Source organism: Sunxiuqinia elliptica (assembly GCF_900113005.1).
GTDB lineage: Bacteria > Bacteroidota > Bacteroidia > Bacteroidales > Prolixibacteraceae > Sunxiuqinia > Sunxiuqinia elliptica.
In genome coordinates this window covers 251,496-276,812 of sequence record NZ_FONW01000002.1, presented here as the reverse complement: position 1 = coordinate 276,812, position 25,317 = coordinate 251,496, and the positions used below count along the sequence as shown (strand labels likewise).

The 25,317-nt window shown below is 40.1% G+C and carries 17 protein-coding genes and 1 tRNA gene; 9 read left to right on the top strand and 9 right to left on the bottom strand.

Annotation, left to right across the window (positions count from 1 at the left end):
- Positions 1-48: 48 nt before the first annotated feature.
- From clpX to tatC, 6 genes are all read right to left on the bottom strand, one after another.
- Positions 49-1,263, bottom strand: coding sequence for an ATP-dependent Clp protease ATP-binding subunit ClpX (gene clpX, locus BM156_RS05840; RefSeq protein WP_093918904.1), 1,215 nt, complete (start codon positions 1,261-1,263; stop codon positions 49-51).
- A gap of 26 nt (positions 1,264-1,289) precedes the next feature.
- A complete protein-coding gene (gene clpP, locus BM156_RS05835; RefSeq protein WP_093918903.1) occupies positions 1,290-1,961 on the bottom strand; it encodes an ATP-dependent Clp endopeptidase proteolytic subunit ClpP in 672 nt (223 codons plus the stop codon).
- Between the two features lie 135 nt (positions 1,962-2,096).
- Positions 2,097-3,452: a trigger factor gene (tig, locus tag BM156_RS05830; RefSeq protein WP_093918902.1), complete on the bottom strand. Its 1,356-nt coding sequence runs from the start codon at positions 3,450-3,452 to the stop codon at positions 2,097-2,099.
- A gap of 143 nt (positions 3,453-3,595) precedes the next feature.
- A tRNA-Leu gene (locus BM156_RS05825) sits at positions 3,596-3,676 on the bottom strand.
- Positions 3,677-3,766: 90 nt separating this feature from the next.
- Positions 3,767-4,489, bottom strand: coding sequence for an LPS export ABC transporter ATP-binding protein (gene lptB / locus BM156_RS05820; RefSeq protein ID WP_093918901.1), 723 nt, complete (start codon positions 4,487-4,489; stop codon positions 3,767-3,769).
- Positions 4,490-4,545: 56 nt separating this feature from the next.
- Positions 4,546-5,412 (bottom strand): twin-arginine translocase subunit TatC, encoded by an 867-nt coding sequence (gene tatC, locus BM156_RS05815; RefSeq protein ID WP_093918900.1) that lies wholly within the window; start codon positions 5,410-5,412, stop codon positions 4,546-4,548.
- Between the two features lie 228 nt (positions 5,413-5,640).
- On the opposite strand from tatC, the gene recQ reads away from it, so the two are divergent.
- The gene (gene recQ / locus BM156_RS05810) at positions 5,641-7,824 is read left to right on the top strand and encodes a DNA helicase RecQ (RefSeq protein ID WP_093918899.1); all 2,184 of its coding nucleotides are present in this window, start codon (positions 5,641-5,643) and stop codon (positions 7,822-7,824) included.
- Between the two features lie 117 nt (positions 7,825-7,941).
- Here the strand turns inward: recQ and BM156_RS05805 are convergent, their stop codons facing one another.
- The gene (locus BM156_RS05805; protein ID WP_093918898.1) at positions 7,942-9,147 is read right to left on the bottom strand and encodes a pyridoxal phosphate-dependent aminotransferase; all 1,206 of its coding nucleotides are present in this window, start codon (positions 9,145-9,147) and stop codon (positions 7,942-7,944) included.
- Between the two features lie 259 nt (positions 9,148-9,406).
- Here BM156_RS05805 and ald point away from each other — a divergent pair, with 259 nt between their 5' ends.
- Complete coding sequence (gene ald, locus BM156_RS05800) at positions 9,407-10,519, top strand: alanine dehydrogenase (protein ID WP_093918897.1); 1,113 nt, start codon at positions 9,407-9,409, stop codon at positions 10,517-10,519.
- A 212-nt stretch (positions 10,520-10,731) separates the two neighbouring features.
- Positions 10,732-12,729 carry an HAD family hydrolase gene (locus tag BM156_RS05795; protein WP_093918896.1) on the top strand — a complete coding sequence of 666 codons (1,998 nt, stop codon included), beginning with the start codon at positions 10,732-10,734 and terminating at the stop codon, positions 12,727-12,729.
- A gap of 153 nt (positions 12,730-12,882) precedes the next feature.
- On the opposite strand, the gene lepA is transcribed toward BM156_RS05795, so the two are convergent.
- Positions 12,883-14,670: a translation elongation factor 4 gene (gene lepA / locus BM156_RS05790; protein WP_093918895.1), complete on the bottom strand. Its 1,788-nt coding sequence runs from the start codon at positions 14,668-14,670 to the stop codon at positions 12,883-12,885.
- A 378-nt stretch (positions 14,671-15,048) separates the two neighbouring features.
- Here lepA and BM156_RS05785 point away from each other — a divergent pair, with 378 nt between their 5' ends.
- The gene (locus BM156_RS05785; protein WP_093918894.1) at positions 15,049-15,738 is read left to right on the top strand and encodes a lipid-A-disaccharide synthase N-terminal domain-containing protein; all 690 of its coding nucleotides are present in this window, start codon (positions 15,049-15,051) and stop codon (positions 15,736-15,738) included.
- Positions 15,739-15,746: 8 nt separating this feature from the next.
- Positions 15,747-16,721 (top strand): GDP-mannose 4,6-dehydratase, encoded by a 975-nt coding sequence (locus BM156_RS05780; RefSeq protein ID WP_093918893.1) that lies wholly within the window; start codon positions 15,747-15,749, stop codon positions 16,719-16,721.
- 51 nt (positions 16,722-16,772) lie between these two features.
- Here the strand turns inward: BM156_RS05780 and BM156_RS05775 are convergent, their stop codons facing one another.
- Positions 16,773-17,162 (bottom strand): MotA/TolQ/ExbB proton channel family protein, encoded by a 390-nt coding sequence (locus BM156_RS05775; RefSeq protein ID WP_093918892.1) that lies wholly within the window; start codon positions 17,160-17,162, stop codon positions 16,773-16,775.
- Positions 17,163-17,387: 225 nt separating this feature from the next.
- On the opposite strand from BM156_RS05775, the gene BM156_RS05770 reads away from it, so the two are divergent.
- The 4 genes from BM156_RS05770 to BM156_RS05755 all read left to right on the top strand — a co-directional run bounded on the left by BM156_RS05770 (position 17,388) and on the right by BM156_RS05755 (position 25,261).
- On the top strand, positions 17,388-18,494 hold the full coding sequence (locus BM156_RS05770) for a sensor histidine kinase (RefSeq protein ID WP_093918891.1): 1,107 nt from the start codon (positions 17,388-17,390) through the stop codon (positions 18,492-18,494).
- 8 nt (positions 18,495-18,502) lie between these two features.
- A complete protein-coding gene (locus BM156_RS05765; protein ID WP_093918890.1) occupies positions 18,503-19,225 on the top strand; it encodes a LytR/AlgR family response regulator transcription factor in 723 nt (240 codons plus the stop codon).
- A gap of 123 nt (positions 19,226-19,348) precedes the next feature.
- Entirely contained in the window at positions 19,349-19,921 is a 573-nt protein-coding gene (locus BM156_RS05760; protein WP_093918889.1) for a YkgJ family cysteine cluster protein, read from the top strand.
- A 99-nt stretch (positions 19,922-20,020) separates the two neighbouring features.
- Positions 20,021-25,261, top strand: coding sequence for a PAS domain S-box protein (locus tag BM156_RS05755; RefSeq protein WP_093918888.1), 5,241 nt, complete (start codon positions 20,021-20,023; stop codon positions 25,259-25,261).
- Positions 25,262-25,317 lie beyond the last annotated feature (56 nt).

Genomic DNA, 25,317 nt, shown 5'->3' with positions numbered 1-25,317 from the left:
GAAAAGTAAGACAAAAAAGCCGGATTATAGTCCGGCTTTGGTTTTATTTTAACTTGCTTTTAATCGTTGTGTGCTACTTGGATCAATCTTTTGCGTTGCATAATCGCGCGTAATCACAAGCTCTTTAATTCCGTCCGATGGACTGTCAAACATGGCATCAATCATGATACTTTCGCAGATCGATCTCAACCCCCTTGCTCCTAGTTTGAATTCCACAGCCTTATCTACAATAAATTCCAAGGCGTCATCATCGAAGCTCAACTCAATATCATCCAACTTAAACAGCTTAATGTATTGCTTAATAATTGAGTTTCTAGGCTCAGTAAGAATGTTTCTCAATGCCTGACGATCCAGTGGTTCCAAGTAGGCCAATACCGGCAATCGTCCAATGATTTCAGGGATCAATCCAAAGCTTTTTAAATCTTGTGGAGAAATGTACTGCAGCATATTCTCACGGTCCAGGTTATCGATTTGTTTTTGTGCTCCAAAACCAACAACTGCTGTATTCAAACGCTTTGAGATTTTTTTCTCAATACCATCAAAAGCACCACCACACACAAAAAGAATGTTCTTCGTATTTACCGGAATCATCTTTTGTTCCGGATGCTTACGCCCTCCTTGAGGAGGAACATTCACAACAGCTCCTTCCAGCAACTTCAATAGACCTTGCTGAACGCCTTCTCCAGAAACATCTCGAGTAATCGAAGGATTATCTCCCTTGCGGGCAATCTTATCCAGCTCATCGATGAAAACAATACCACGCTCAGCTGCTTCAACATTGTAATCGGCAGCTTGCAGCAAGCGAGTTAACAAACTCTCAATGTCTTCTCCCACATAACCAGCTTCGGTAAGAACCGTGGCATCAACAATGGTAAACGGAACATGCAACATTTTAGCAATGGTCCGCGCCAACAAAGTTTTTCCGGTACCAGTTTGTCCAACCAAGATGATATTTGACTTCTCGATTTCGGTTTCATCACTGCTGACTTTTTGCGTCAAGCGTTTATAGTGGTTATACACCGCTACCGAAAGGATACGTTTTGCCTGATCCTGACCGATAACATATTGATCCAAGAACTCTTTAATTTCTTTTGGTTTCAAAAGCTTCAAGCCATTGAGATCAAACTCACTGTCTTTTTTGAATTCTTCCTCAACAATGGCATAAGCTTGCTCAATACAGTGGTCGCAAATGTGACCATCCATACCAGCGATCAACAGGTTGGTATCCTTCTTCTCTTTTCCGCAAAAAGAACATCTATCCATGATTAACTCCTCTTCCTCTTAGCTTATTAACTTCTTACTAAAATATCATCGATCATGCCATATTCTTTTGCTTCTTCCGAAGTCATCCAGTAATCGCGGTCGGCATCTTTTTCAACCTGATCGTAAGGATTTTCAGAGTGTTTGGCAATGATATCGTATAGTTCTTTTTTCAGTTTCAATATTTCGCGTGCTGTAATCTCAATATCTGAGGCCTGTCCTTGAGCGCCACCCATCGGCTGGTGAATCATGATACGCGAGTGTTTCAACGCTGAGCGTTTTCCTTTCGTTCCTGCTGTTAAGAGCACTGCACCCATTGATGCTGCCATACCCGTACAGATTGTAGCAATATCCGGAGAAATGTACTGCATCGTATCGTAAATACCTAAACCTGCATGAACCGATCCTCCAGGACTGTTGAAATAAATCTGAATGTCCTTACCCGGATCAGTTGATTCCAGAAATAATAGCTGAGCCTGAATAATGTTAGCGATATAATCATCAATAGGTGTACCCAAGAAGATGATCCGATCCATCATCAATCGCGAGAACACATCCATCGAAGCGACATTCAACTGTCTTTCTTCGATAATATATGGTGTTAAACTATTGGTGAACAAAGAATCGTAACGATGCATTGTCAAACTACTGATTCCCATGTGTCCGCGGGCATATTTGTTAAATTCTTTTTTATCGCTCATTTTGATAAATTCTAGTTTAAAAAAAAACTTTGTAAAAGCCGGTTTCTCAAATCCTCTCCTGTTTATAACAGTTTAGGACAATGCCGGTTTTTACAAAGTTAAAAATTTATGCTATTGACTTAAGTCGCAGCAATATTATTTTTCGAGTAATTTGTTAAAATCTTCTTGACTAATTGCCTTTTCATCCATATTTACATTTTCTTTGATGATGGCCATAATTTTTTCTTCTTGAACACGAGTTGTGATTCTTCTTCTTTCTTCTTCGTTTTGAAGAATTTGATCAGCGTATGCACTCAATTGCTCATCAGGCATGCTAAACATTCCATATTGACGGAATTGCATTGCAGCAATTTCTTTTGCCATAGCCTTCACATCTTCCTGCTCAATTTTAACCTCGTTGTCTTTCGCTACGCGGTCTTTAATCAACTGCCAACGCAAGTCTTTCATGAAGTTATCGAAATCCGCTTCAATTTGCTCTTCTGTTAGTTCATTGTTTGTTTCTTTCAACCAACGCTTCAAGAACTCTTCAGGCAATTCCATGCTGATTTTTTCAACCAGGATGTCGCGGCTATCAATTGTGAATTTATAATCGCTGGAATACTTCAACTGCTCTTCAATGTCAGCTCTCAGTTTATTCCGGAATTCTTCTTCTGTTTTGATTTCAGTGTCTTCACCAAACGCTTTCTTGAACAATTCTTCGTTCACTTCAGCTTTTTTGAATCGCAACACCTCTGAAATTGTGAATTTAAAGTCACCTTCGATATTCTCAGCCTCTTCGTGAGAAATATTCAACATGTGACCTACTTCGTGTTTGTTTTCATAAACCTTTACTGGGTCGAAAACAATGGTGTCACCAGCTTTTTTACCTTGAATCGCTTTCTTAACCTCTTCATCTTTCATCAGATCAACAGCGATAATCACCTGCTCTGCTTTGATGCCTTCTTCCAACTCATTTCCTTCAGCATCCAATTGAACGAAGTTTCCGCGAATCGTATCTTTCTCTTCTACCGCATCCACTGTTTCGTTTTCACCAAAACGACCCGTATATGATTCAACTTGCTGATCAATCATCTCGTCATCAACTTGAATCAAGTAGTAAGGATACTTTTTGCGCTTATCAAACTTCACTTCAATTTCAGGAGCAACAGCTACATCGAATGCAAATTCAAAATCTTCTGTTTTTTCCCAATCAAATTCTGGAGTTTTTTCTTCGTTTGGTAGCGGTTCACCCAAAATATTGAGTTTCTCATCAACAATAAATTTGGTCAAATTTTGAGACAACATCTTGTTTACCTCTTCGGCCAAAATAGCTTTTCCATACATCTTTTTCACCAATCCGGCAGGTACCTTTCCTGGTCTGAATCCTGGCATGTTGGCTTTTTTACGATATTCTCTTAGTTGTTCGTTAACTGTTGCTTCGTAATCGCTTTTTTCGATTTTGACAGTAACAATCGCATTTAGCTCGTTGATGTTCTCTTTTGTAATATTCATATAATTCCGCTTAATAAAGTTGGAAAAAGTTCAAATAACCAAACAGTTAACTTATTTTATCAAGTTAAACTAAAGCCTATAAATCAATAAAAACCGCATGCTCGGATTTTGGGAATCAAGCATTGCGGTTATTCTTTCCGTTGTGCGGACGAAGGGACTCGAACCCCCACGTCAAAGACACTAGATCCTAAGTCTAGCGCGTCTACCAATTCCGCCACGTCCGCTAATTGCGGTGCAAATGTATGTTATTTTTTTTATTCCCCCAACACTCGATTTAATTTTTTTCGATTTTTTTTAACCGAGAAGGGGATTTTTTAGCGTAAGGTGAAGTTCTGTCCCAAGTAAACCCGACGTACATCTTCATCATTAGCCAAATCTTCCGCAGTACCTGCTTTCAAAATAGAGCCTTCAAAAAGCAAATACGAGCGATCGGTAATCGACAATGTCTCGTGCACATTATGGTCCGTAATCAACACGCCAATATTCTTTTCTTTTAGCTTTCTTACAATCTCCTGAATATCTTCCACAGCAATTGGGTCCACCCCAGCGAATGGCTCATCCAGCAAAATAAATTTTGGATCAATAGCCAAAGCACGTGCAATTTCCGTCCGCCGGCGCTCTCCTCCCGACAATTGGAACCCTTTACTTTTTCGGATATGTTGCAAGCCAAACTCTTCAATTAACGACTCCAGTTTCTCTCGCTGAAACTCTTTTGTATAACTGGTCATTTCCAACACGGCCCGCAGGTTGTCTTCAATACTTAACTTACGAAAAACAGATGCTTCCTGGGCCAAGTAACCAATCCCTCGCTGGGCTCGCTTATACACCGGCAAACCTGTAATATCCTCTGCGTCCAGATATACATGCCCTGAAAGCGGTTGAATCAACCCGACAATCATATAGAAAGAAGTTGTCTTCCCTGCTCCATTCGGCCCTAAAAGTCCAACGATTTCTCCTTGATTAAGCTCAAATGAGACCCCTTTTACAACTGTTCGTTTCCGGTATTTCTTTACAATATTATCGGCTCGTAACTTCATCTATTCGATTTTCTTTATTTTCAATTGAAAACTAAAACGTCTCCTTACGTTGATTATTATAAGGCTTCTAAATCCTCCTCAGCCTTTTTATTTACTCGTTTCGAAATAATTATTCCGACTTCGTATAAAAACACCAAGGGGAAACAAACCATTATTTGGCTAAACACATCCGGCGGAGTAATAATTGCTGACAACAACAGCAAAGCAACATAAGCATGTCGTCGGTATTTTTTCATCAAATCAGGTGTCAAAATACCAATTTTACTCAAGAAGTAAACAAATATTGGTAATTCAAAAATAACACCGCTAGCCAAGCTAATCGAGGTAACTGTTCCAATATATGAACGCATATTAATCTGGTTCACCACTTCACTGGAGATAGAGTATGAACCTAAAAAGTGAATGGATAAGGGAACAATCAAGAAGTAACCGAACAATACGCCCGTAATAAACAAAAGAGACATGTAAACGACTGCCCCACCCGAGTGTCTTCGCTCGTTCTCGTATAGTGCCGGACTAATAAAGCGCCAAACCTCGAAAAAAACATAAGGAGAAGATACAATCAAACCTGCAACGATAGAGGTCATGATGTGCGTCATGAAATTATCGGCCATTTTAATACTGATTAGTTGCAACTCTGTACTGTTAATTCGAAGTCCTTCGACTCCGGTTAACTCTGCAAGCTTTGCAAACATCTGGTTTGTCCAGAAATCCGGAGTTTTCGGGTTAAAAATAACGGTGTCGAAAATAAAATCTTTATTAATAAAGGCCAGAATTGCAAAAATAACAATCGCTAAAAAAGCTCTGATGATGTGCCATCTCAACTCTTCAAGATGCTCTAGAAACGACATCTCTTCTTGCTTCTGTTTTTTCTTTGTCTTCTTTTTAGTGCTTTGCTGCTCTGAATATTCTGCTTCGGTCATCGTTGGCTATTTGGGTCAGAAAAATTATTTATACTCACATTTTTTTAAAACATGACAAATATAGTTTATATCTGTGATTATGCTTTTGTGTGGACTCTTTATTTTTTGTGGACAAGAGCAAAGTCTCTATTCGGAATAAAAATCATTGGATTATGAGGCATATTTTATATATCTTAGATTTTGCGATTGTGAAAAGAGAAAATTTAATGTTTACAAATTCAGGCTTTTATGAATAAGGAGCTAAGATTAACTGATCAACTCCAGAAGTATTTTGGATTTGACCGGTTTAAGGGGCAGCAGGAAGAAGTCATCAAAAGTGTGCTTGACGGCAATGATTCTTTTGTGCTGATGCCAACGGGGGGAGGAAAGTCATTATGCTATCAGTTGCCTGCTTTAATTATGGAGGGGACTGCCATTGTTATTTCACCCCTGATTGCTTTAATGAAGAACCAGGTCGATTCGATCCGAAGTTTTGGAACGGATGATGGAATCGCGCATTTTTTGAATTCATCGCTTACCAAAGTAGCCACTCAACAGGTAAAAGATGATGTTATTAGTGGAAGGACAAAACTTTTATATGTTGCACCCGAGTCACTGACGAAACAAGACAATATTGACTTCTTAAAAAACGTCAATATCTCGTTTTATGCAATCGATGAAGCACACTGTATCTCAGAATGGGGACATGACTTCAGACCGGAATATAGAAGGATTCGACCGATTGTAAAAGAAATTGGACAAGCTCCAATTATTGCACTTACTGCTACGGCAACGGCTAAAGTTCAGCATGATATTCAAAAGAACCTAGGCATGTTGGAAGCAAGAGTTTTTAAAGCTTCTTTCAACCGCCCCAACTTATACTATGCTGTAAGGCCCAAGATAAAACCCGAAAACCAAATCATTAAATTTATAAAAGAGAATGAAGGAAAATCGGGAATTATCTATTGTTTGAGCCGTAAAAGAGTAGAAGAGCTAGCAGAAACCCTACAGGTTAACGGAATCAAAGCTCTTGCTTACCATGCCGGGATGGATTCGGCGACCCGCTCAGGAAATCAGGACAAGTTCTTGATGGAAGAAGTGGACGTTATCGTAGCCACAATTGCTTTTGGAATGGGGATTGACAAACCGGATGTTCGTTTTGTCATGCACTACGATATTCCGAAAAGCTTGGAGGGCTATTACCAGGAAACCGGGCGTGCCGGGCGCGATGGTGGAGAAGGACAATGCATTGCATTTTACTCCTACAAAGACATCCAAAAACTCGAAAAATTCATGCAAGGCAAACCAGTCGCAGAACAAGAGATTGGGCGCCAACTGTTGCTAGACACAGCATCATATGCTGAAACAGCGATCTGCCGACGCATTATGCTTCTCAATTACTTTGGCGAAAAGATGGAAGAACCTTGTGGCAACTGCGATAACTGTCTCAACCCTAAAAAACAGGTAGAGGCTAGTGACGAGGTTGTTCGGGCACTAAAAGCCATTCGCGAAGTAAATGAGAAATACAAAGCCGAACATATTTCCGATATTTTGACAGGCAAACTTACAGCTGCCGTAAAATCATTCAAACACGACGAACTAAAAGCTTTTGGATCAGGGAATGACCATAGCGACCGCTTCTGGAATGCTGTGTTTAGGCAAAGTATGATTGCCGGACTGATCAATAAAGACATTGAGCATTATGGGCTGTTGCGAATTAATGAAGAAGGACACCGCTTCATGGAAAATCCACAGTCATTCTTGTTGGTTCGCAACCACAATTACGACGAGCTGGAAGAAGAGGCTGCATCAAGCAGTGGCAGCCCATCAGGAGGATCTGGCGATCCGGAACTCTTTGCCATGCTAAAAGACCTGCGGAAGAAAATTGCGCAGAAACATCAGCTTCCGCCATTTGTCATTTTTCAGGATCCTTCACTATCCGACATGTCCATTCAATACCCCATTAGCTTGGAAGAGCTAAAATTCATTCAAGGGGTTGGAGAAGGCAAAGCTCGTCGCTATGGTAAAGAATTCGTACAACTCATCAAGTCGTATGTTGAAGACAACGAAATTGACCGACCACAAGATATGGTTGTCAAATCTGTTGCCAACAAGTCAAAACTCAAAGTCTTTATCATTCATAGCATTGATCGCAAACTATCGTTTGAAGATATTGCCGACTCAAAAGGTCTTGAACTGAAAGATCTAATTACTGAACTCGAAGCAATCGTAAATTCCGGTACGAAGCTCAATATTGATTATTACATCAACGATGTGCTGGATGAAGATCATCAGGAAGAAGTGTTTGACTATTTCCGAGAGGCCGAAGACGATTCCGTTGATGCTGCACTAGAAGAGCTTGGAGAGGACGAATACTCTGAAGAAGACATCCGCCTAATGCGAATTAAGTTTATGTCTGAAATGGGAAATTAACACGATAAAAGTCAAATTTGCCTTTAAGATAAATTGTATTGCACCTCAGGGCAATAACCAAAAACAGCGGCTATCCTTTCGGACAGCCGCTGTTTTATAAACGATCTTTTTTAATAATTACTTCCGCTCTTTCCGGCCTGGATACACTTTCAATGCTTCCTCCAAAACCTTTAACGCTTTCCCCAAGTCTGTCTTGTTTAATACGTAGGCAATTCGAACTTGATCTTTTCCCTGCCCTGGCGTGGTATAAAAACCAGATGCCGGAGCCATAAACACGGTTTGATTTTCATATTCAAAATCACTTAATAACCAAGCACAAAACTGGTCAGCATCATCAACAGGCAGCTGCGCCACGGTATAAAAAGCACCCATTGGGATTGGCGAATAAACTCCATCAATCCGATTTAATCCGTCAATCAGGAATTTACGTCGACTAACATACTCATTGTAGGAGTCCATCAGGTAATCATCTGTATTTTCAAGCGATGCCTCAGCGGCAATCTGCCCAATCAACGGTGGACTTAAACGCGCCTGGCAAAACTTCATCACATTTTTTCGAACAGTATCATTTTTTGTAATCAGTGCTCCAATACGCAAGCCACATTCGCTATAACGCTTCGACACCGAATCAATCAAAATCACATTTTGCTCAATTCCTTCTAAGTGAAAAGCAGAAATGTAAGGTGCCCCAGTATAACAGAACTCACGATAAACCTCATCCGAAAATAGAAACAAATCATGCTTTTTAACCAGGTCTCGAATTTTATTCATTTCCTGCTGCGTATACAAATAGCCCGTCGGGTTGTTGGGGTTACAAATCATGATTCCCTTCGTCTTCGGAGTAATCAGCTTTTCAAACTCCTCAAACGGAGGCATCGCAAAGCCTTCTTCAATTCGAGCTGGAATCGACTTAATAACCGCGCCCGCGACAATGGCAAATGCTTCGTAGTTGGCATAAGCTGGCTCTGGCACAATAATTTCATCCCCCGGGTCTAAACATGACATGAATGCAAAAGTTACTGCTTCACTTCCTCCTGAAGTAATAATAATATCTTCGACATCAACATAAATACTAAACCGGTTGTAATAGTTCGCCAGTTTTTGCCTCAACGACAGAATTCCTTCACTTGGACTATACTCCAATATTTTCCGGTCAATACTCCGGATGGCGTCCAATGCTTTTTCCGGAGTTGGTAAGTCCGGTTGCCCAATATTTAAATGATACACTTTACGGCCAAGAGCCTTGGCCTGATCCGATAGCGGTACGAGCTTCCGGATCGGTGAATCGGGCATCATATTTCCCCTAATCGATGTTGCTGGCATGTTGAATAATATATTTTTGCTAAGTCGCCAAAGATACGATTATCAATTTTAAATAAAAACCCTCATTTTGATGGTAATTTGACATTTAGAATTAAATTTGAGTTAAATATTGTCAAGATTAAAAACAGTCTCAAAAATGAGATCATTCCATTGATAGCCAAAGCAATGTAGCTGGCTGTTTTCTTGTTTTTTGTCATATTTTCGAAAATTCGAATCGCCTACATTTGAGCTATTAGCAATCAATCTAAATGTAAAAAAGATGATAATTGGAGTACCAAAAGAGATTAAGAATAACGAAAACAGAGTGGCCTTAACCCCTGCCGGAACTGCAGAAATGGTCAAAAGAGGGCACGAAGTGTACGTGCAAACAACAGCCGGAAACGGAAGCGGATTTACAGACGATGACTACACCACAGCTGGAGCAAAAATGCTTCCAACCATTGAAGAAGTATATGCCATCGCCGAAATGATCATCAAAGTGAAAGAACCAATTGAGCCGGAATATAAGTTGATCAGAAAAGGGCAGATTCTGTATACTTACTTCCACTTTGCGTCGTCGGAGGAATTAACTCAAGCGATGATTGAGCGAGAAGCTATTTGTCTAGCTTATGAGACAGTTGAACTTGACGACCGCTCTTTGCCTCTATTGATCCCGATGTCGGAAGTTGCTGGCCGCATGTCAGTGCAGGAAGGTGCCAAGTACCTCGAAAAAACGTATGGTGGTTACGGAGTCCTTCTAGGAGGCGTTCCAGGGGTAACTCCTGCGAAGGTTTTAATTATTGGCGGCGGTATTGTTGGAACCGAAGCTGCAAAAATGGCGGCAGGTCTTGGAGCCGATGTTACCATCATGGATGTTAGTTTGAAACGCTTACGTTACTTGGATGATATCATGCCAGCCAATGTCAAAACAATGATGAGTAACGAATACAACATTCGTGATATGATCCAAACTCACAATCTGATTATTGGTGCAGTATTGATCCCCGGAGCAAAAGCGCCAAAACTAATCACTCGCGATATGTTACCAACCATGCGCCCTGGAACGGTTATGGTTGATGTTGCTGTAGATCAAGGAGGTTGTTTTGAAACAACTAAGCCAACCACCCACGATAACCCGAACTTTGTTATCGATGGTGTAATTCATTATTGTGTGGCCAACATGCCGGGAGCTGTTCCTCGAACTTCAACTCTGGCCTTAACCAATGCTACTTTGCCAAATGCCATTCAACTTGCCAGTAAAGGCTGGAAACAAGCTTGCCTCGACAATATCCCTCTAAGAAAGGGATTGAATGTCGTCAATGGCAAAATTGTCTACAAGGAAGTGGCCGAAGCATTTGATCTTCCCTACGTACCAGTTGAGACTGTACTATAAACGCAAAAGTCAGAATAGTTCATAGAGGTTATTTCATTAGTGGAATAATCTCTTTTTTTTATTCTTTCCCCTGTTTTTACAACCTTTACAGGCTGTTTGTTGTTAAATTCAGACGACCTTAACTCTTTTGCTCTAAAGAATAATTAGTGTAAGAAAAAGACAATGGGCAAAACCAAACAACAATCCTCAAAAACCATTTATCAAAACATATAATGACAACAAATAGCAATTTTTCAATAAATACCTACAAACAATATTCTTTTGATGTTTTTGACACTTGTTTGATTCGGACTTGTGGAAAACCAAGAATTGTTTTTTATTTAATGGCTCTTGAGCTCTACGGTGAAGAAGCCCACGAAGTGCTAATTTATGATTTTGTAAATGCAAGAATAACTGCAGAGAGAAAAGCTGTAAAGGATTTGTGTTCTTCAACGAAGCAAGACGTTTCGATACAGGAAATTTATACCCATATCAACTCAGGAATAATTCAACAATTTGGTACTGAACGATTAATTCGATTGGAACTAAAAATTGAGAAACGAGTATTACGACCAATCTACTCAACAAAAAAGAAAATTGATCTGCTACACAGAGACAACAAATCAGTTATCTATATTTCTGATATGTATTTACCTGCGACCTTTATAAAAGATCAATTAATTGAATACGGTTTTTGGAAGGATGGAGATAGGCTATATGTTTCCAATGAAGTAGGTTTAACAAAAGCTAAAGGAGGCCTATTTAACTTTATATCAGAACAAGAAAATATCTCTTTTAAAGACTGGATCCACTATGGAGACGACAAAAGAAATGATTTTCTGGTTCCTAAAAAGAAAGGAATTAATAGTAAGCTAATGCGGGATATTGGCTATTCTCGTTATGAACAAGAATGGCTAAAATCTGCCACCTTATCCGACAATCCCCTGCAAGGAGTATTGATGGCTGGTATCGCAAGATCTGTCCGTCTCTGTGCTGAAAAATCAACGGTCACCGATATGGTTGCAGACGTGGTTGCCCCCCTCTTTGTCCCTTTCGTTGCTGGGATAATGGAGGACGCTCATAAACGAGGAATTAATCACATTTACTTTTTAGCTCGAGATGCCTACATTTTTCTGCAAATTGCCGAAACTTTTAAAGCACAATATCCAGCGATCAAACTCTCATATTTGTATGGTTCACGCAGAACATTCTATTTAGCGGGCCTAGCAGAAGGAAGGAAAGATGAGTTTAGAAGAATAATGGCCGGACACATTGGGCGAACTCCCAAACAAATGATGCGCCGCATTAATCTCGACACATCGATTTTAACTGAAGGCTTGGAAGAACTCGCAATCTCGTCTGATTTTTACGACGAGAAGCTTACTGCAAAAAGCTTTGAACTTTTCCTTGACTTATTGACCAATAAAAATGTCTTACCTGCAATCATCGTTGAAGCAAGAAAGCAAAGGGCAATTGCCTTAGAGTACTTTCAGCAAGAGGGCATGTTAGCAGACGATACCAATGCCGCAATTGTCGATTTAGGCTGGACAAGAACTTGTCAGAGGTCAATCAACTCAATTTTAGGAGATAAAAATGTGTTCGGTTATTATTTTGGCGTATTCACCGACCGCCTTTTACCCGATGAAGCTGGAGAATATATGGCTGGCTTTTATCCAGAAGAAATTATCTGGTCAGAACGCGTTAACCGTTCTCTTAACAATAGTTTCGTTGCTGTAGCCGAGCAAGTATTTGCAATGACAAATCATGGCAGCACTATTACCTACAAAAAAGAAGGTGGTAAAATTGTGCCGGAATTTGATAGCAGAGAGAATTCAGGGACATATACCGAGGAATACATTCAGAAGCTATATTCCAATATTGTCATTTTTGCAAAAGAGTATTCATCATTTCACTGGTTAATGACCAACGCCAAATCTGCAATTACCTCCTGTGGTTTGAACTCACTACATCTCTTTATTCAAAGCCCGCAAAAAAAGGAGACCAAAATTTTCGATCAGTTTAAAGTAGGCAATAACCTCAAAGACAACGAACAGATTGTCACTCATTTATCCTTACGCTTGTTAATCCAAATTCTGAAATGGAAATTTAAAAAAGATCAAAAGCCATCGGGGATATCCTGGTTACCAGGATCAATCTCCTATACATTTGGAGAACCAGGGCTACAGCTATTTAGAGCAATTACCAGATTAAAAAGATGGTGGGTAGCTTGACTCCCAAAATATTATACAATAAAAAATTATACCCCAACTTAGGTGTCAGTTGAACATCTAAATTGGGGTATAACCAACAAGGAACTCCCTGTTTTCAGTTTCATATCTTCATCTTACATTATGCAATACATATTTCTTGCATAAAAAAGCGTTCTAATCCAGTTTCAATACGGCTAAGAAAGCTTTCTGAGGCACCTCTACGTTACCCACTTGCTTCATCCGTTTCTTTCCTTTTTTCTGCTTTTCCAATAGCTTTCGCTTCCTGGAAATATCACCTCCATAACACTTGGCCGTAACATCCTTCCGAACAGCTTTGATGGTTTCCCGCGCAATAATCTTAGCCCCGATAGCTGCCTGAATAGCAATATCGAACTGCTGACGAGGAATCAATTCCTTGAGTTTCTCGCACATACGACGCCCCATCGGGTAAGCATTATCAAAGTGAATTAGCGAAGACAGCGCATCGACCATTTCTCCGTTCAGGAGAATATCCAAACGCACCAATTTTGCGGGTTTATAGCCAATCATATGGTAATCGAATGAAGCATATCCTTTCGAAATTGATTTTAAGCGATCGTAGAAGTCGAATACAATTTCACCCAAGGGCAAATCAAAAGTTAGCTCGGTACGTTCTGTTGTCAGGTAATCCTGCTTCACCAATGTTCCTCGCTTATCCAAACATAGTGTCATTACCTGACCGATAAAATCTGATTTTGTAATAATCTGAGATCGAATGTAAGGCTCTTCAATATCTTCAATAGTCGTTGATGCCGGAAGTCCTGAAGGGTTGTAAACGGTAACTTCTTCACCATCTGTTGTATGAATTTTATACGAAACGTTAGGCACAGTCGTAATTACATTCATATCGAATTCACGGTCCAAACGCTCCTGGATGATTTCCATGTGCAACATTCCAAGGAACCCACAACGGAATCCAAAGCCCAAAGCCGCAGATGATTCTGGCTCAAAAGTTAAGGAAGCATCGTTCAGCTGTAACTTTTCCATTGCCGCTCGCAAATCCTCATAATCCTCAGCATCAATAGGATAAACGCCGGCAAATACCATTGGCTTTACCTCCTCGAAACCTGAGATTGCCTTTTCACAAGGCTTGGCTTTATGCGTAATGGTATCTCCAACCTTAACCTCTTTTGCTGCCTTAATTCCAGAAATGATATAGCCAACATCGCCTGTACTCAGTATTTTCCGTTTCTCCATTCCTAAACGTAACACCCCTATTTCATCCGCATCGTATTCTTTTTGAGTATTGACAAATTTAACTAAGTCGCCTTGGTTAATTGTCCCATTTACAATCTTAAAATAAGCAATTACTCCTCGGAAAGAATTAAAAACCGAGTCAAAAATCAACGCTTGGAGTGGAGCTTCAGGATCACCTACTGGCGAAGGAACAACTTCAACAATCCGTTCCAGAATCTCATCAACGCCTTCACCGGTCTTTCCGCTGGCCCGAATAATATCCTCGTGTTTACAGCCAATCAAATCGATAATTTGATCTTCCACAACCTCAGGCATGGCATTTGGTAAATCCATTTTGTTCATAATTGGGATGATTTCCAAATCATGCTCAATGGCGAGGTACAAATTAGAAATGGTTTGCGCCTGAATTCCCTGTGTGGCATCAACAATTAACAAAGCTCCTTCACAGGCTGCAATCGACCGGGAAACTTCATACGAAAAATCGACGTGTCCCGGCGTATCAATCAGGTTAAGCACGTACTTTTGATCGTCCTGGAAGTAATCCATTTGAATAGCATGACTCTTAATGGTAATACCACGTTCCTGCTCCAGATCCATGCTGTCCAGAACCTGAGCTTTCATGTCACGCTCACTAACTGTTTTGGTTACTTCTAATAGGCGGTCGGCCAAGGTACTCTTACCGTGGTCAATATGTGCGATGATACAAAAATTGCGTATATTCTTCATTATAATATAAAAAGCTTTCTTTCAATTACTCCCTGCGGGTTGGCCGCAAAGATATTTAAAATTTGATTACAATAATAAAATGCCGCTCGCGTTAAGAAAGTTTAATAATTCCCTAATTATTCGAGCGTAAGCAATCGAATATTGGATGAAAAAATCAGGAAACAATTCAATTCAATTATCTTTGCAGCGCCAGAAAATAAATAAACAATAACAGCGCATTGCGAATGCAACCCTAACCGTTGCTTGTTTACGAATATTCATGCTCTTTCATTTCATACTGAGATACAGAAAATTAGCCATTGGCAGTTTGAATACTTTCGACAAATAGCAACGGAGTTGTCCAATTCAATGCAGAGAAAAAAAATACAAATTAATCAGATGAAGGACTACTTGATCTATGCTATTGGGTTTACAGCCCAAATCTTATTCTTCGCCCGAACAATTGTTCAGTGGTTCAAATCGGAACATGAAGGAAAAGTTTTATCTCCAACGATATTTTGGAAGATCAGCTTGTTGGCCTCAATTCTAATGCTTGTTTATGGCATTTTACGAAATGATGCTGCCATTTTAATTGGGCAAATCCTGGTTTACTTCATTTACATTCGAAACATCCAATTGAAAAACGATTGGAAATCGATGTCGATTGTTACCCGGTTGGTCATTTTAATTAGCCCGGTAGCTATTCTCTGTTACCTGTTTTTTGGAACTGACTATTCGCTAGCGACATTCTTTAAAAACGAGAATAACCCCCTTCTTTTGATGGTTTGGGGGATTACTGCTCAAATAATCTTTATTTCTCGATTCTTTTACCAATGGATTTATTCCGAAAACCGAAAAGAATCGATTTTGCCGCTTGGATTTTGGATCATCAGTATTTGTGGTTCCTCCATGAACTTTTTATATGGAATATTCCGGCTCGACCCGGTTTTAGTTGCTGCCCACAGTTTGGGTATGTTTGTTTACTTGCGAAATATTCTGATTCACTACAACAAGCGCAGTCTTTTTAGTCGATTAAACATTCCTGTTCTAAACAAGCTTATTGCTTTTGTTTCAGGAAAAATAAAATAGTATAGCCTATGTTGTTATCAACAGTTATAGTCACCGGATGCGCGGGGTTTATTGGCTCTCACCTTTCAGAGCAACTGCTGGCAACCGGACACAAAGTTATTGGGATTGATAATTTTGATCCGTTTTATAAACGGGACGTTAAAGAACGCAACCTGAGTTCATTTAAAGACCATCCTCATTTTCGTTTTATCGAAGTTGATTTAGCTGATGGAGAAGCACTCCGGAAAAGTCTGGAGCAGGAAACTGTTGATGTGATTGTTCATTTAGCAGGGAAAGCGGGCGTGCGCCCATCCATTGAGGATCCGAACGGATACATTCGCGCCAACATTGTGGCAACACAAAACATCCTTGACCTGATGAAAGATAAAGGCATCAAGAAACTGGCGTTTGCGTCTTCATCTTCAGTATATGGCAATACCAAGGAAACGCCGTTCCATGAAAAGCAAGATGTTAGCAACCCAATTTCGCCTTACGCTTTTACCAAAAAAGCTTGCGAGCTAATCAACTACACCTACCACTCATTATACGAGTTGGACATCATCAATCTACGTTTTTTCACGGTCTTTGGTCCTCGGCAACGTCCCGACTTAGCCATTCATAAATTTACACGACTGATCCTGAATGGGGAAGAAATTCCGATGTTTGGCGATGGCAGTACTTCACGCGATTACACCTATTATGAAGATACTGTTGCCGGAATTCGCGGGGCCATCAGTTACCTTGAAAACAATACCCATGTTTACGAGACCATCAACTTGGGGAACAATCAACCGGTAACCTTAAGTGCCATGATCTCGGCCATTGAAAAAGCAACCGGTATAAAAGCAAACATTAAGCAATTACCCATGCAGCCGGGTGATGTTGACATCACTTTTGCCAATATTGGAAAAGCTCAGGAATTATTGGGTTACAATCCAAAATATTCTTTCGAGGAAGGAGTAAAAAACTTTGTTGACTGGTATCGTTCAGTCAATCCATCTTAATAAAAAGAAGAGCTTGCTACCATGGTTATAAGGTAGCAAGCTCTTCTTCTTTTATTCATTTGCTTCCAGTTTTCGCTGGTAGACTTCTTTCAATACCCCCCAGATAACTAGTGACAGTACAAAAATCAGCAGGCCATAAACGGGAGCAATTAAACTCACCCGTAATCCTCCAGCCAATAGAGCAGGCGAAACGTCGCCAGCAACCTGAATTGCACTAAAAGCCATCATCAAACCAATAGCCTGTCCTAACAGGCCAGTTACCACCGCTAAGCTTCCGAAAAGCAAAATTAACCCCACCCCACTTTTAGTGACTTTCTTTTGAACAAATAGGTGCATTCCTTTTTGGATTGAAAAAATCAGCATCCCAACACCCCAAATCGTTATGATTGACATAAATAAGGGGCCTCCCATGTAAAATAACTCAACTGGATTCATGATCATTAAATTTAGTTTGAAAATCTGATACAAGCTTACAACATGCTTCTATTTTTTATCGAATTTTGTCGATCAATGACCATCCCCCAGCGGGATATAACAATTCACCTGCAATTACTCACCAGTCATGCTAAATAAGCCGTTTGTATATCTTCTGAAGTAATTGATCGACATTATTCTAACATCTGGCCTTTTTTTCAGTAATTTGAAGCATTGAAATAAAACCGACACATGCTTACGGCAACCACACAAGTACAGCAAAGCTTTATGATGTCAAAAGGATGGATTAAGACAGGGCAACACTTCCTTTTTTGGACCATTGCTTACCTGTTTTTCATTCTGTTTTTTGGGCGTGCGAATCGCGATTATCACACGACCATTATTTTTGCTGCCTTGCTCTTTCCATTAGCAATAGGCACAGGTTATTTCCTCAACTATTACCTTATTCCAAAATTTTTATTCAACGGCAAACGTGCACAATTTGCACTCTTTTTGTTTTACACCATTGTGCTTACTTTTTGGTGCGAAACCCTCATTAGTTTGTTTGTTTTCACCATTGTTAGCGACTTTCAGTTTCACAAACTGGACCCTGCGTCTTTCGATATTGTCTTTCTGTTGGTTGGACTCTATTTTGTTATCATCGCATTTGTGGCCATCGAACAAGTTAAAAGAGCCTTTTTTATTGCCCGTGAAAATACCCGGCTGGAAAAGCAACAATTGGAAACGAACCTAAAACTCAAAGAATCGGAATTAAAACTATTACGCGCCCAGATTCATCCGCACTTTCTATTCAATACGCTCAACAACCTTTATGGGCTGACGCTCGAAAAATCAGACCTCGCTCCTGAACTTGTTCTCAAACTATCCGCTCTTATGGACTACATGTTGTATGAATGCAACCACCCCAAAGTTAGTTTAGCAAACGAGCTAAAACACCTTCAGAATTACCTCGAAATTGAACGGATTCGGTATGGGGACAAACTACAACTCGATTTTCTGCAAAAAGGGGAAACAGAAAAACTGGAAATCGCTCCAATGCTACTTCTTGCGTTTTTCGAGAACGCTTTCAAACATGGCGTCAGTAAGTCAATCCAAAAGCCATTTGTTTCCATCTCAGTTAAAATCCAACAAGAACATTTCAAGCTGACGATTAAGAACAGTCGCAACCCCAATGATGCGCGGCAGGAAACTTACACACAGGGAATTGGCTTATCCAATGTTCGCAAACGACTTGAGCTCATTTACCCCAACGCCTATCAATTGGATATCAATCCAAAAGAGAATACTTTTGAAGTAACTCTCGAGCTAAAATTAAACGATGCTTCCAACAAAAACTAAGAAAAGCCATGGACGAACAAACATACAAGTGCCTGATTATTGATGATGAACCAATTGCAATCCGGGTCATCAAAAACCATTTGGGCTCATTTAAAAACTTTCACATTGTTGGCGAGTGCGGCAATGCTTTTGAAGCCATGGAAGTGTTAGCTCACAGCTCGGTTGACCTCATTTTTCTGGATATTCAGATGCCCCAAATCACTGGAATGGACTTTCTGAAAAGCTTGGATCATCCCCCTAAAGTTATCTTTACAACCGCCTACCGGGATTATGCAGTCGAGGCTTTTGAACTGGAAGTTATTGATTACCTCCTAAAGCCGATCTCACTCGTTCGGTTTTCTAAAGCTATCAACCGCTTTTATCAACAGCAGTCTGAATATTTTGCAACTCTGGCAAACAAAGAAACGACAGCCCCCAAGCATGATTATCTATTTCTGAAAGCTGACAAAAAGTGGCATAAAATTGTTTTCGACGAGATTATTTACCTCGAAAGTTTAGGCGACTACCTTACCGTACATACCCAAAATGGAAAAATAACAACAAAAGAACGAATTAGCCATCTTAATGAGCAGCTCCCCAGTGAGCTTTTCATAAGGGTTCATCGAAGTTATATCATTTCGCGGTCAAAAATTACAGCGCTCCTCCCCGGTCAAGTAGAGTTGGGTGAACTCAAAATACCAATCGGACGCTCGTATAAAGAAATTGTCGGAAAACTACTTACAAACGAGTAAGCCCACAGCTCTAGCACTCATCTCATTATCTGTCAAAAAAAATATCAGAGCTTGCAAATTTTTATTGACAATTAACTAGCTTTGGGCCGTATTTTTTTACACCAACTCAGTTCAGTTAAAACGATGATTACAAAAATTAGGCGCGTGCAAAAATTGCTCGATGAAGCAGCTACGCATGCTCAACGTTTTCAGAAAGCCAGTCAAATGGGATGTCCATCGGGCTGCTCCCTCTGTTGTTTAAAAAAAGATATTTTTGCCAGCCCTCTCGAGTTTTTTCCTCTAGCCTATCATCTATACCAGAATAACAAAGCCGACACATTTTACGACGAATTAGAACAACGAACAGGAAATACGATCTGTGCCCTTTTCTCCACCATGAACATTTCTGGCTGGGGATGCAGTCAATATGAGTTCAGAGGGCTTATATGTCGTTTGTTTGGCTATTCGACGACCTCTGACAAAAACAGCCAAAAACGTCTGGTTACCTGTAAAACCCTTAAAGGTGGCTCCGAGTTCCAAAAGCTGAGTTCAACGACCTTGCTAAAGGCTCCATCGTTTCCTGATTATTACATGAAACTGGCATCTATTGACTGGCAGTTAGCCAATGAAAGCCTCCCGATTAACCAAGCCATTAAACGAGCCATTGAAATTGTTTCATCTTACTTTGACTATAGTGGATCTAAAAGAGCCGGTTAAATCATGCTAACTCTCGAAAAATAAAATAAACTATATTCTTAAGTTATTGACATTGAAAGGATAGGCTAAAATGCTTATATTTATTAAAAATCAGCATACATGCCTAATTCGACCAATGAGATTCCTCTTATCATTTTTTGCTCATTAGCTGATCAAAAGAATGTTGCACAGAAGTTGGCATTGCAGATCTCCGCTACGCTAAAAGCGAGCTATCTATTCATGGCCTGTTCTGATGGACCATCCTCATCAGAACAACAACTTCCATCAATTCGTCGCTTAACTGTAAGCGAAATAAAAGATAAGCAAACTCCTGTTGCGAACGCATTCTATGATGCGCCATCTAATCAGGTAGTCCATTTTAAAAGTGGTCAATTCCGAATCACGGCAACCGAAAGGAACAAATCATACCAAAGCATCATTAATCGTTCACTTCATCATTTAGCAGAAGCGTACCCAGCACCAGTAATAGTTATTGTGCTGTCGGGCAGGCAAATGCCCAGACTCACCGGCTTTCGTCAAATAAAAAAAAGCAAAGGATTAATCCTGGTAACACAATCAGGCTCCACCTATCGAAATGATTTGATCGACCAGCTACTTAAGTACCAACTTGCTCGTTTGGTTATTCCAACAAACAAGTTATCAGATGTTATTTCTGAACACTTACGCCAACAAAACACGACTACTCCTATTACTCGCATAAATCTCGAGGAATTTGAGCAATTCGCCCAACCAATCTTTAAAATACTCCGAAAGCATAGCAAGTACGATTTTTCGAAGTACAAAGCGAATACCATCGTTCGCCGATTAGAGCGTCGACTAAGTTCCTTAAAAATAAAGAACTTAGAAGCCTATCTAAATCGTCTAACGAATGATAAACATGAAGCATTTACGCTATATAACGAACTACTAATCAGTGTCACCAGTCTTTTTCGCGATTCTCAATTTTTTAACGAGTTAGAAGACTTAGCGCTCCCCAAAATCTTTTCAGCCCCTAAAGAGAACACTGTTCGAATTTGGGTTCCTGCTTGCGCAACCGGCGAAGAAGCCTACAGTCTTGCCATTTTGACTGAAGAATACCGGTCAAAGCATGCATTGACATGCACCATCAAACTTTTCGCATCAGATATTGATCTTGGGGCCATTAATAAAGCACGGGAAGGTATTTATCCCCCCTCCATTGAGACACAAATAAAGCAAGAGTGGTTGGCAAAATACTTCACAAAAGCTGATGAGGCCTATAAGGTCAAAAGCTTTCTACGCGAGCGCATAATCTTTGCAAAACAAAATGTGTTATCTGATCCACCTTATTCATCCATCGACCTGATAAGCTGCCGCAACCTCCTGATTTATTTCAGTGCCGAATTACAAGAACAAGTGCTAACACTTTTTCATTACGCACTTAATCCTCAGGGTATATTATTCCTAGGTAATTCTGAAAATTTAGGTAACTCATCTCGTTTGTATTCCGTAGTTAGCCGAAAGGCCAAGATTTTCAGAAAGAAACATACGATTCAACCAACTAGACGTTACTGGAACTTCAATCAAGCCAGTTTTCTCGAAAAAGAAAAAACTATGCAAAACAAAAAGAATCCCCCAACTAAGTTTGGAAAAATCACGCGCAAACTTGCTTCAACATACTTCCTTCCTCCAAGTGTGTTAATCAACTCGCACCACGATATTCTTTTTTTTCAGGGAAAAACAAACAACTACCTGGAGCAACCTTCAGGAGAACCAACCATTAATTTACTTCAATCGGTAAAAAAAGGCCTTAATTTACCTTTGGCTCATGCCATCCGAAAAGCCGAAAAAACACACCACCAAGTTGTCAAAAGAAACATCAAACTCGAGCATTCAGGATCTCATGAGTTTGTCGATATCATAATAACACCAGTCGCTGACCGACAGCTATCCGAGGAGCTCTGGTTAGTTACTTTTGCCGCATCCTCCTATAAAGAAACGCAAACAACTCCAGTCTTAGAAAATCAAAAATATGGTCAGTTGGAAGAACTGAAAAGGGAGCTTCAGGAAACCCAGGAGTACCTGCAAACCACTATTGACGAATTGGAACGAACGAACAATGAGCTCAAAGTTGCGAACGAAGAAGAACAGTCCATCAATGAAGAATTGCAAAGTGCCAACGAAGAGCTGGAAACCTCAAAAGAAGAACTGCAAGCAATCAATGAAGAATTGAATCAATCAAATATTCAGTTGCAGGAAAAAATTGACGAACTAACCAATGCTAAAAACGACATTCTTAACTTATTAAGAAGCACCCAGATCGCAACTCTCTTTCTTGACGGAAAACTCTGTATCACACGTTTCACTCCCTCTATCTCAACCATTGTTGAGCTCATCGAATCGGATCTTGGACGTCCATTGGAGCAATTCAATAATAAGTTAAATTATCCCCTTTTATTCAACGACCTTAAGCAGGTCCTTAAAAATCAAAAACCGATAGAGACGGAAGTAAAAACCAAGGATAAGTTAACCTTCTGGATGCGAATCAGCCCCTATCAAACCATCAGCAAATCAACAGAAGGGCTAGTTGTTACCTTTACTGACATTACTGAAAAGAAAAAGCAAGAACAAGAACTCATCACTTACAAGGATCATTTGGAAGAGCTTGTTGAAACGCGCACTTCCGAGCTGCATCAATCATTCCAAAAAGTTCTGTACGAGCAACAAAAAGCCCAGCAATACCTCGATATTGCCAGCGTAATGATCATCACCATGGACAAAAATGGGATTGTGACTTTGGCAAACAAAAGAGCATCTGAAATTCTCGGGTATAAACAAGAAGAGATTGCAGGACAAAACTGGCTCAAGAACTTCATTCCAAAAGAAGAATCGGAGGAACTCAACAAGGCAATGGACGACCTTTTAAACGGGGAATTAAAAAAGGAAGAATACCGTGAGAACCACATAATAACAAAAGACGGAACACAAAAGCTGATTGCCTGGCACAATGCCTTTATTAAAGATGACCAAAACAATATTATTGGACTGATCAGCTCAGGCCAAGACATTACCGAACAGCAAAAAACCCAAAAAGCACTTGAAGAAAGTGAACGAAACCTCAAGCTTGCTCAGCAGGTAGGAAACATTGGTGTTTGGTTTTTCGATATCGCTCAGCAGGTTTACAGTGGCTCAGAGGTCTTCCAAAATATGTATGGTTTTAACACACCAGTGGTAACCAACCAACAAATTATTGACGCCCTCCCTGAAGAAGAGCTGCCTCGATTGCAAAAAATTTATGACGAACTATCGAATGACAAGCCTTCATTCCAAGTAGAACACAGAATCATTCATCAAAAAACAGGCAAAGAAAGATGGCTTTTAAGTAGCGGAGATTTAATGTTTGACGATAATAATCAGCCCTATCGGCTAATCGGAACGACACTGGATATTTCAGATCGGATGCGTTCGAGAATTGCGCTGCATGAAAGTAAGGAGAAGTTTAAAGGAATCTTTGATTACTCCATCACAGGAATTGCCGTTGCCAACCACAAAGGACAATTACTTGAGATCAACTCGGAATTTATTCGCATGCTGGGCTACTCCAAAAAAGAACTATTAGCAATGAACTTTGCTGAATTCTCCAATCCGGACGACCTAGAACAAGAACGAAAGCTTCTGGATAAAATGCACCAAGGCAAGCTGGATCACTACCGCATGGAGAAACGCTTTATTACAGCAAAAGGCAAAACCATATGGGTTGATGTTGCCATAACAGCCAAAAGAAATAAGCAAGGGAAAGTTGACTTATTTATTGGGACAGCCTCTGATATTACAGCCAAAAAGCAAGCAGAGCAAAACCTAAAAAACAACAATCAGTTTATTCAAACCATTCTAGATCACCTTCCGATTGGAGTATCGACCAATAAAATCAACGAAGGAGAAGCTACATACATGAATAAGAGATTCCAGGAGATCTACGGCTGGGATGAGCTGGAACTCAAAAATATTGAAAACTTCTTTAAACGGGTTTATCCTGACAAAGAATACCGCGAACAAATCAAGTCGCAAATCTTGAGAGACATTCAAAGTGGTGACTCCTCACGCATGCATTGGGAAAATATCGAGATCACACAACATGATGGCAGCAAGCGAATTGTAGATGCTGTTAACATTCCGCTACCCGAACAAAATACGATGATTTCCACCGTGCTGGATGTTAGTGATTTGCGTAAAACGGAAAAAGCTTTGTTAAAAGCTAAAAATGAAGCAGAACATGCCAATGCGCTAAAATCCGCTTTTCTAGCAAATACCTCGCATGAAATTAGAACTCCTCTAAACGGAATCATTGGTTTCTCTGAGCTTCTGCAAGAGCATGCCCCAAACAACGAACGCGTTCACACCTATGTAAATATCATTAAAAATAGTGGAGCCCAATTGCTCAAAATCATCGATGATATTATTGATGTCTCCAAAATTGATTCGAACCAACTCGACCTGCAATACGAAGTTTTTGAGTTAAATCACTTAATTGACGAAACACTTTATTTCCATCAGCATTCGAAACTATACCGCGATCATCCCGAAGTTGAGCTTAAGGTAAGCAAACCTGCCAAAGAGCTTCTAATTCATTCAGATCGAATGCGAGTAAAGCAAATACTGGACAATCTCATCACCAATGCCATCAAGCAAACCAACCACGGCTATATCGAGTTTGGTTATCAGCTTAAAGGAACTGATCAATTATCAATTTACGTGAAGGATACGGGAATTGGCATTGAGAAAGAGCAGCTTGAAAAGATCTTTGAACGTTTTGTGAAACTACAGTCAAAGTCTGGAACAGGACTTGGGCTAAGCATCGTAAAGGGCTTAGTTAATCTTTTGAAAGGAGAAATAGCTATCGATTCATCAATTGGAGACGGCACAATATTTAAAATCACTTTTCCTGTGGACATTCAAAACAAACCTAAGGAAATTCCGCAGTCTGATCCTGCAATTCAAAAAGATTCCAACAACTTATCGGGAAAATTAATTCTCGTAGCAGAAGATGATTTAAACTCCTACTTGCTGATTGATGCGATTCTAAAAAAGACCAAAGCTCGTTTGGTTCACATTAGTACCGGCGATCAGATTTTAGATGCCTACAAGCAATACCAGCCTGATCTAATTCTGATGGATATTAATATGCCTCGAGTAAACGGAATACAAGCCACCAAACTGATCCGAAAAAGCGACCTTAAAACCCCAATCATTGCTCAAACGGCTTATGCTTTAGAAAACGAAAAACAAATGTGTTTAGACGCTGGATGTAATGACTACATCGCCAAGCCCATCGACCGATTAAAGCTGATGGATAAGATCCACAGAGCTCTCCTCCAGGCATAACAACGCAAAAGCCGCAAACTCCCCTTTCAATCCAAAGAGGAAGCTTGCAGCTTTTT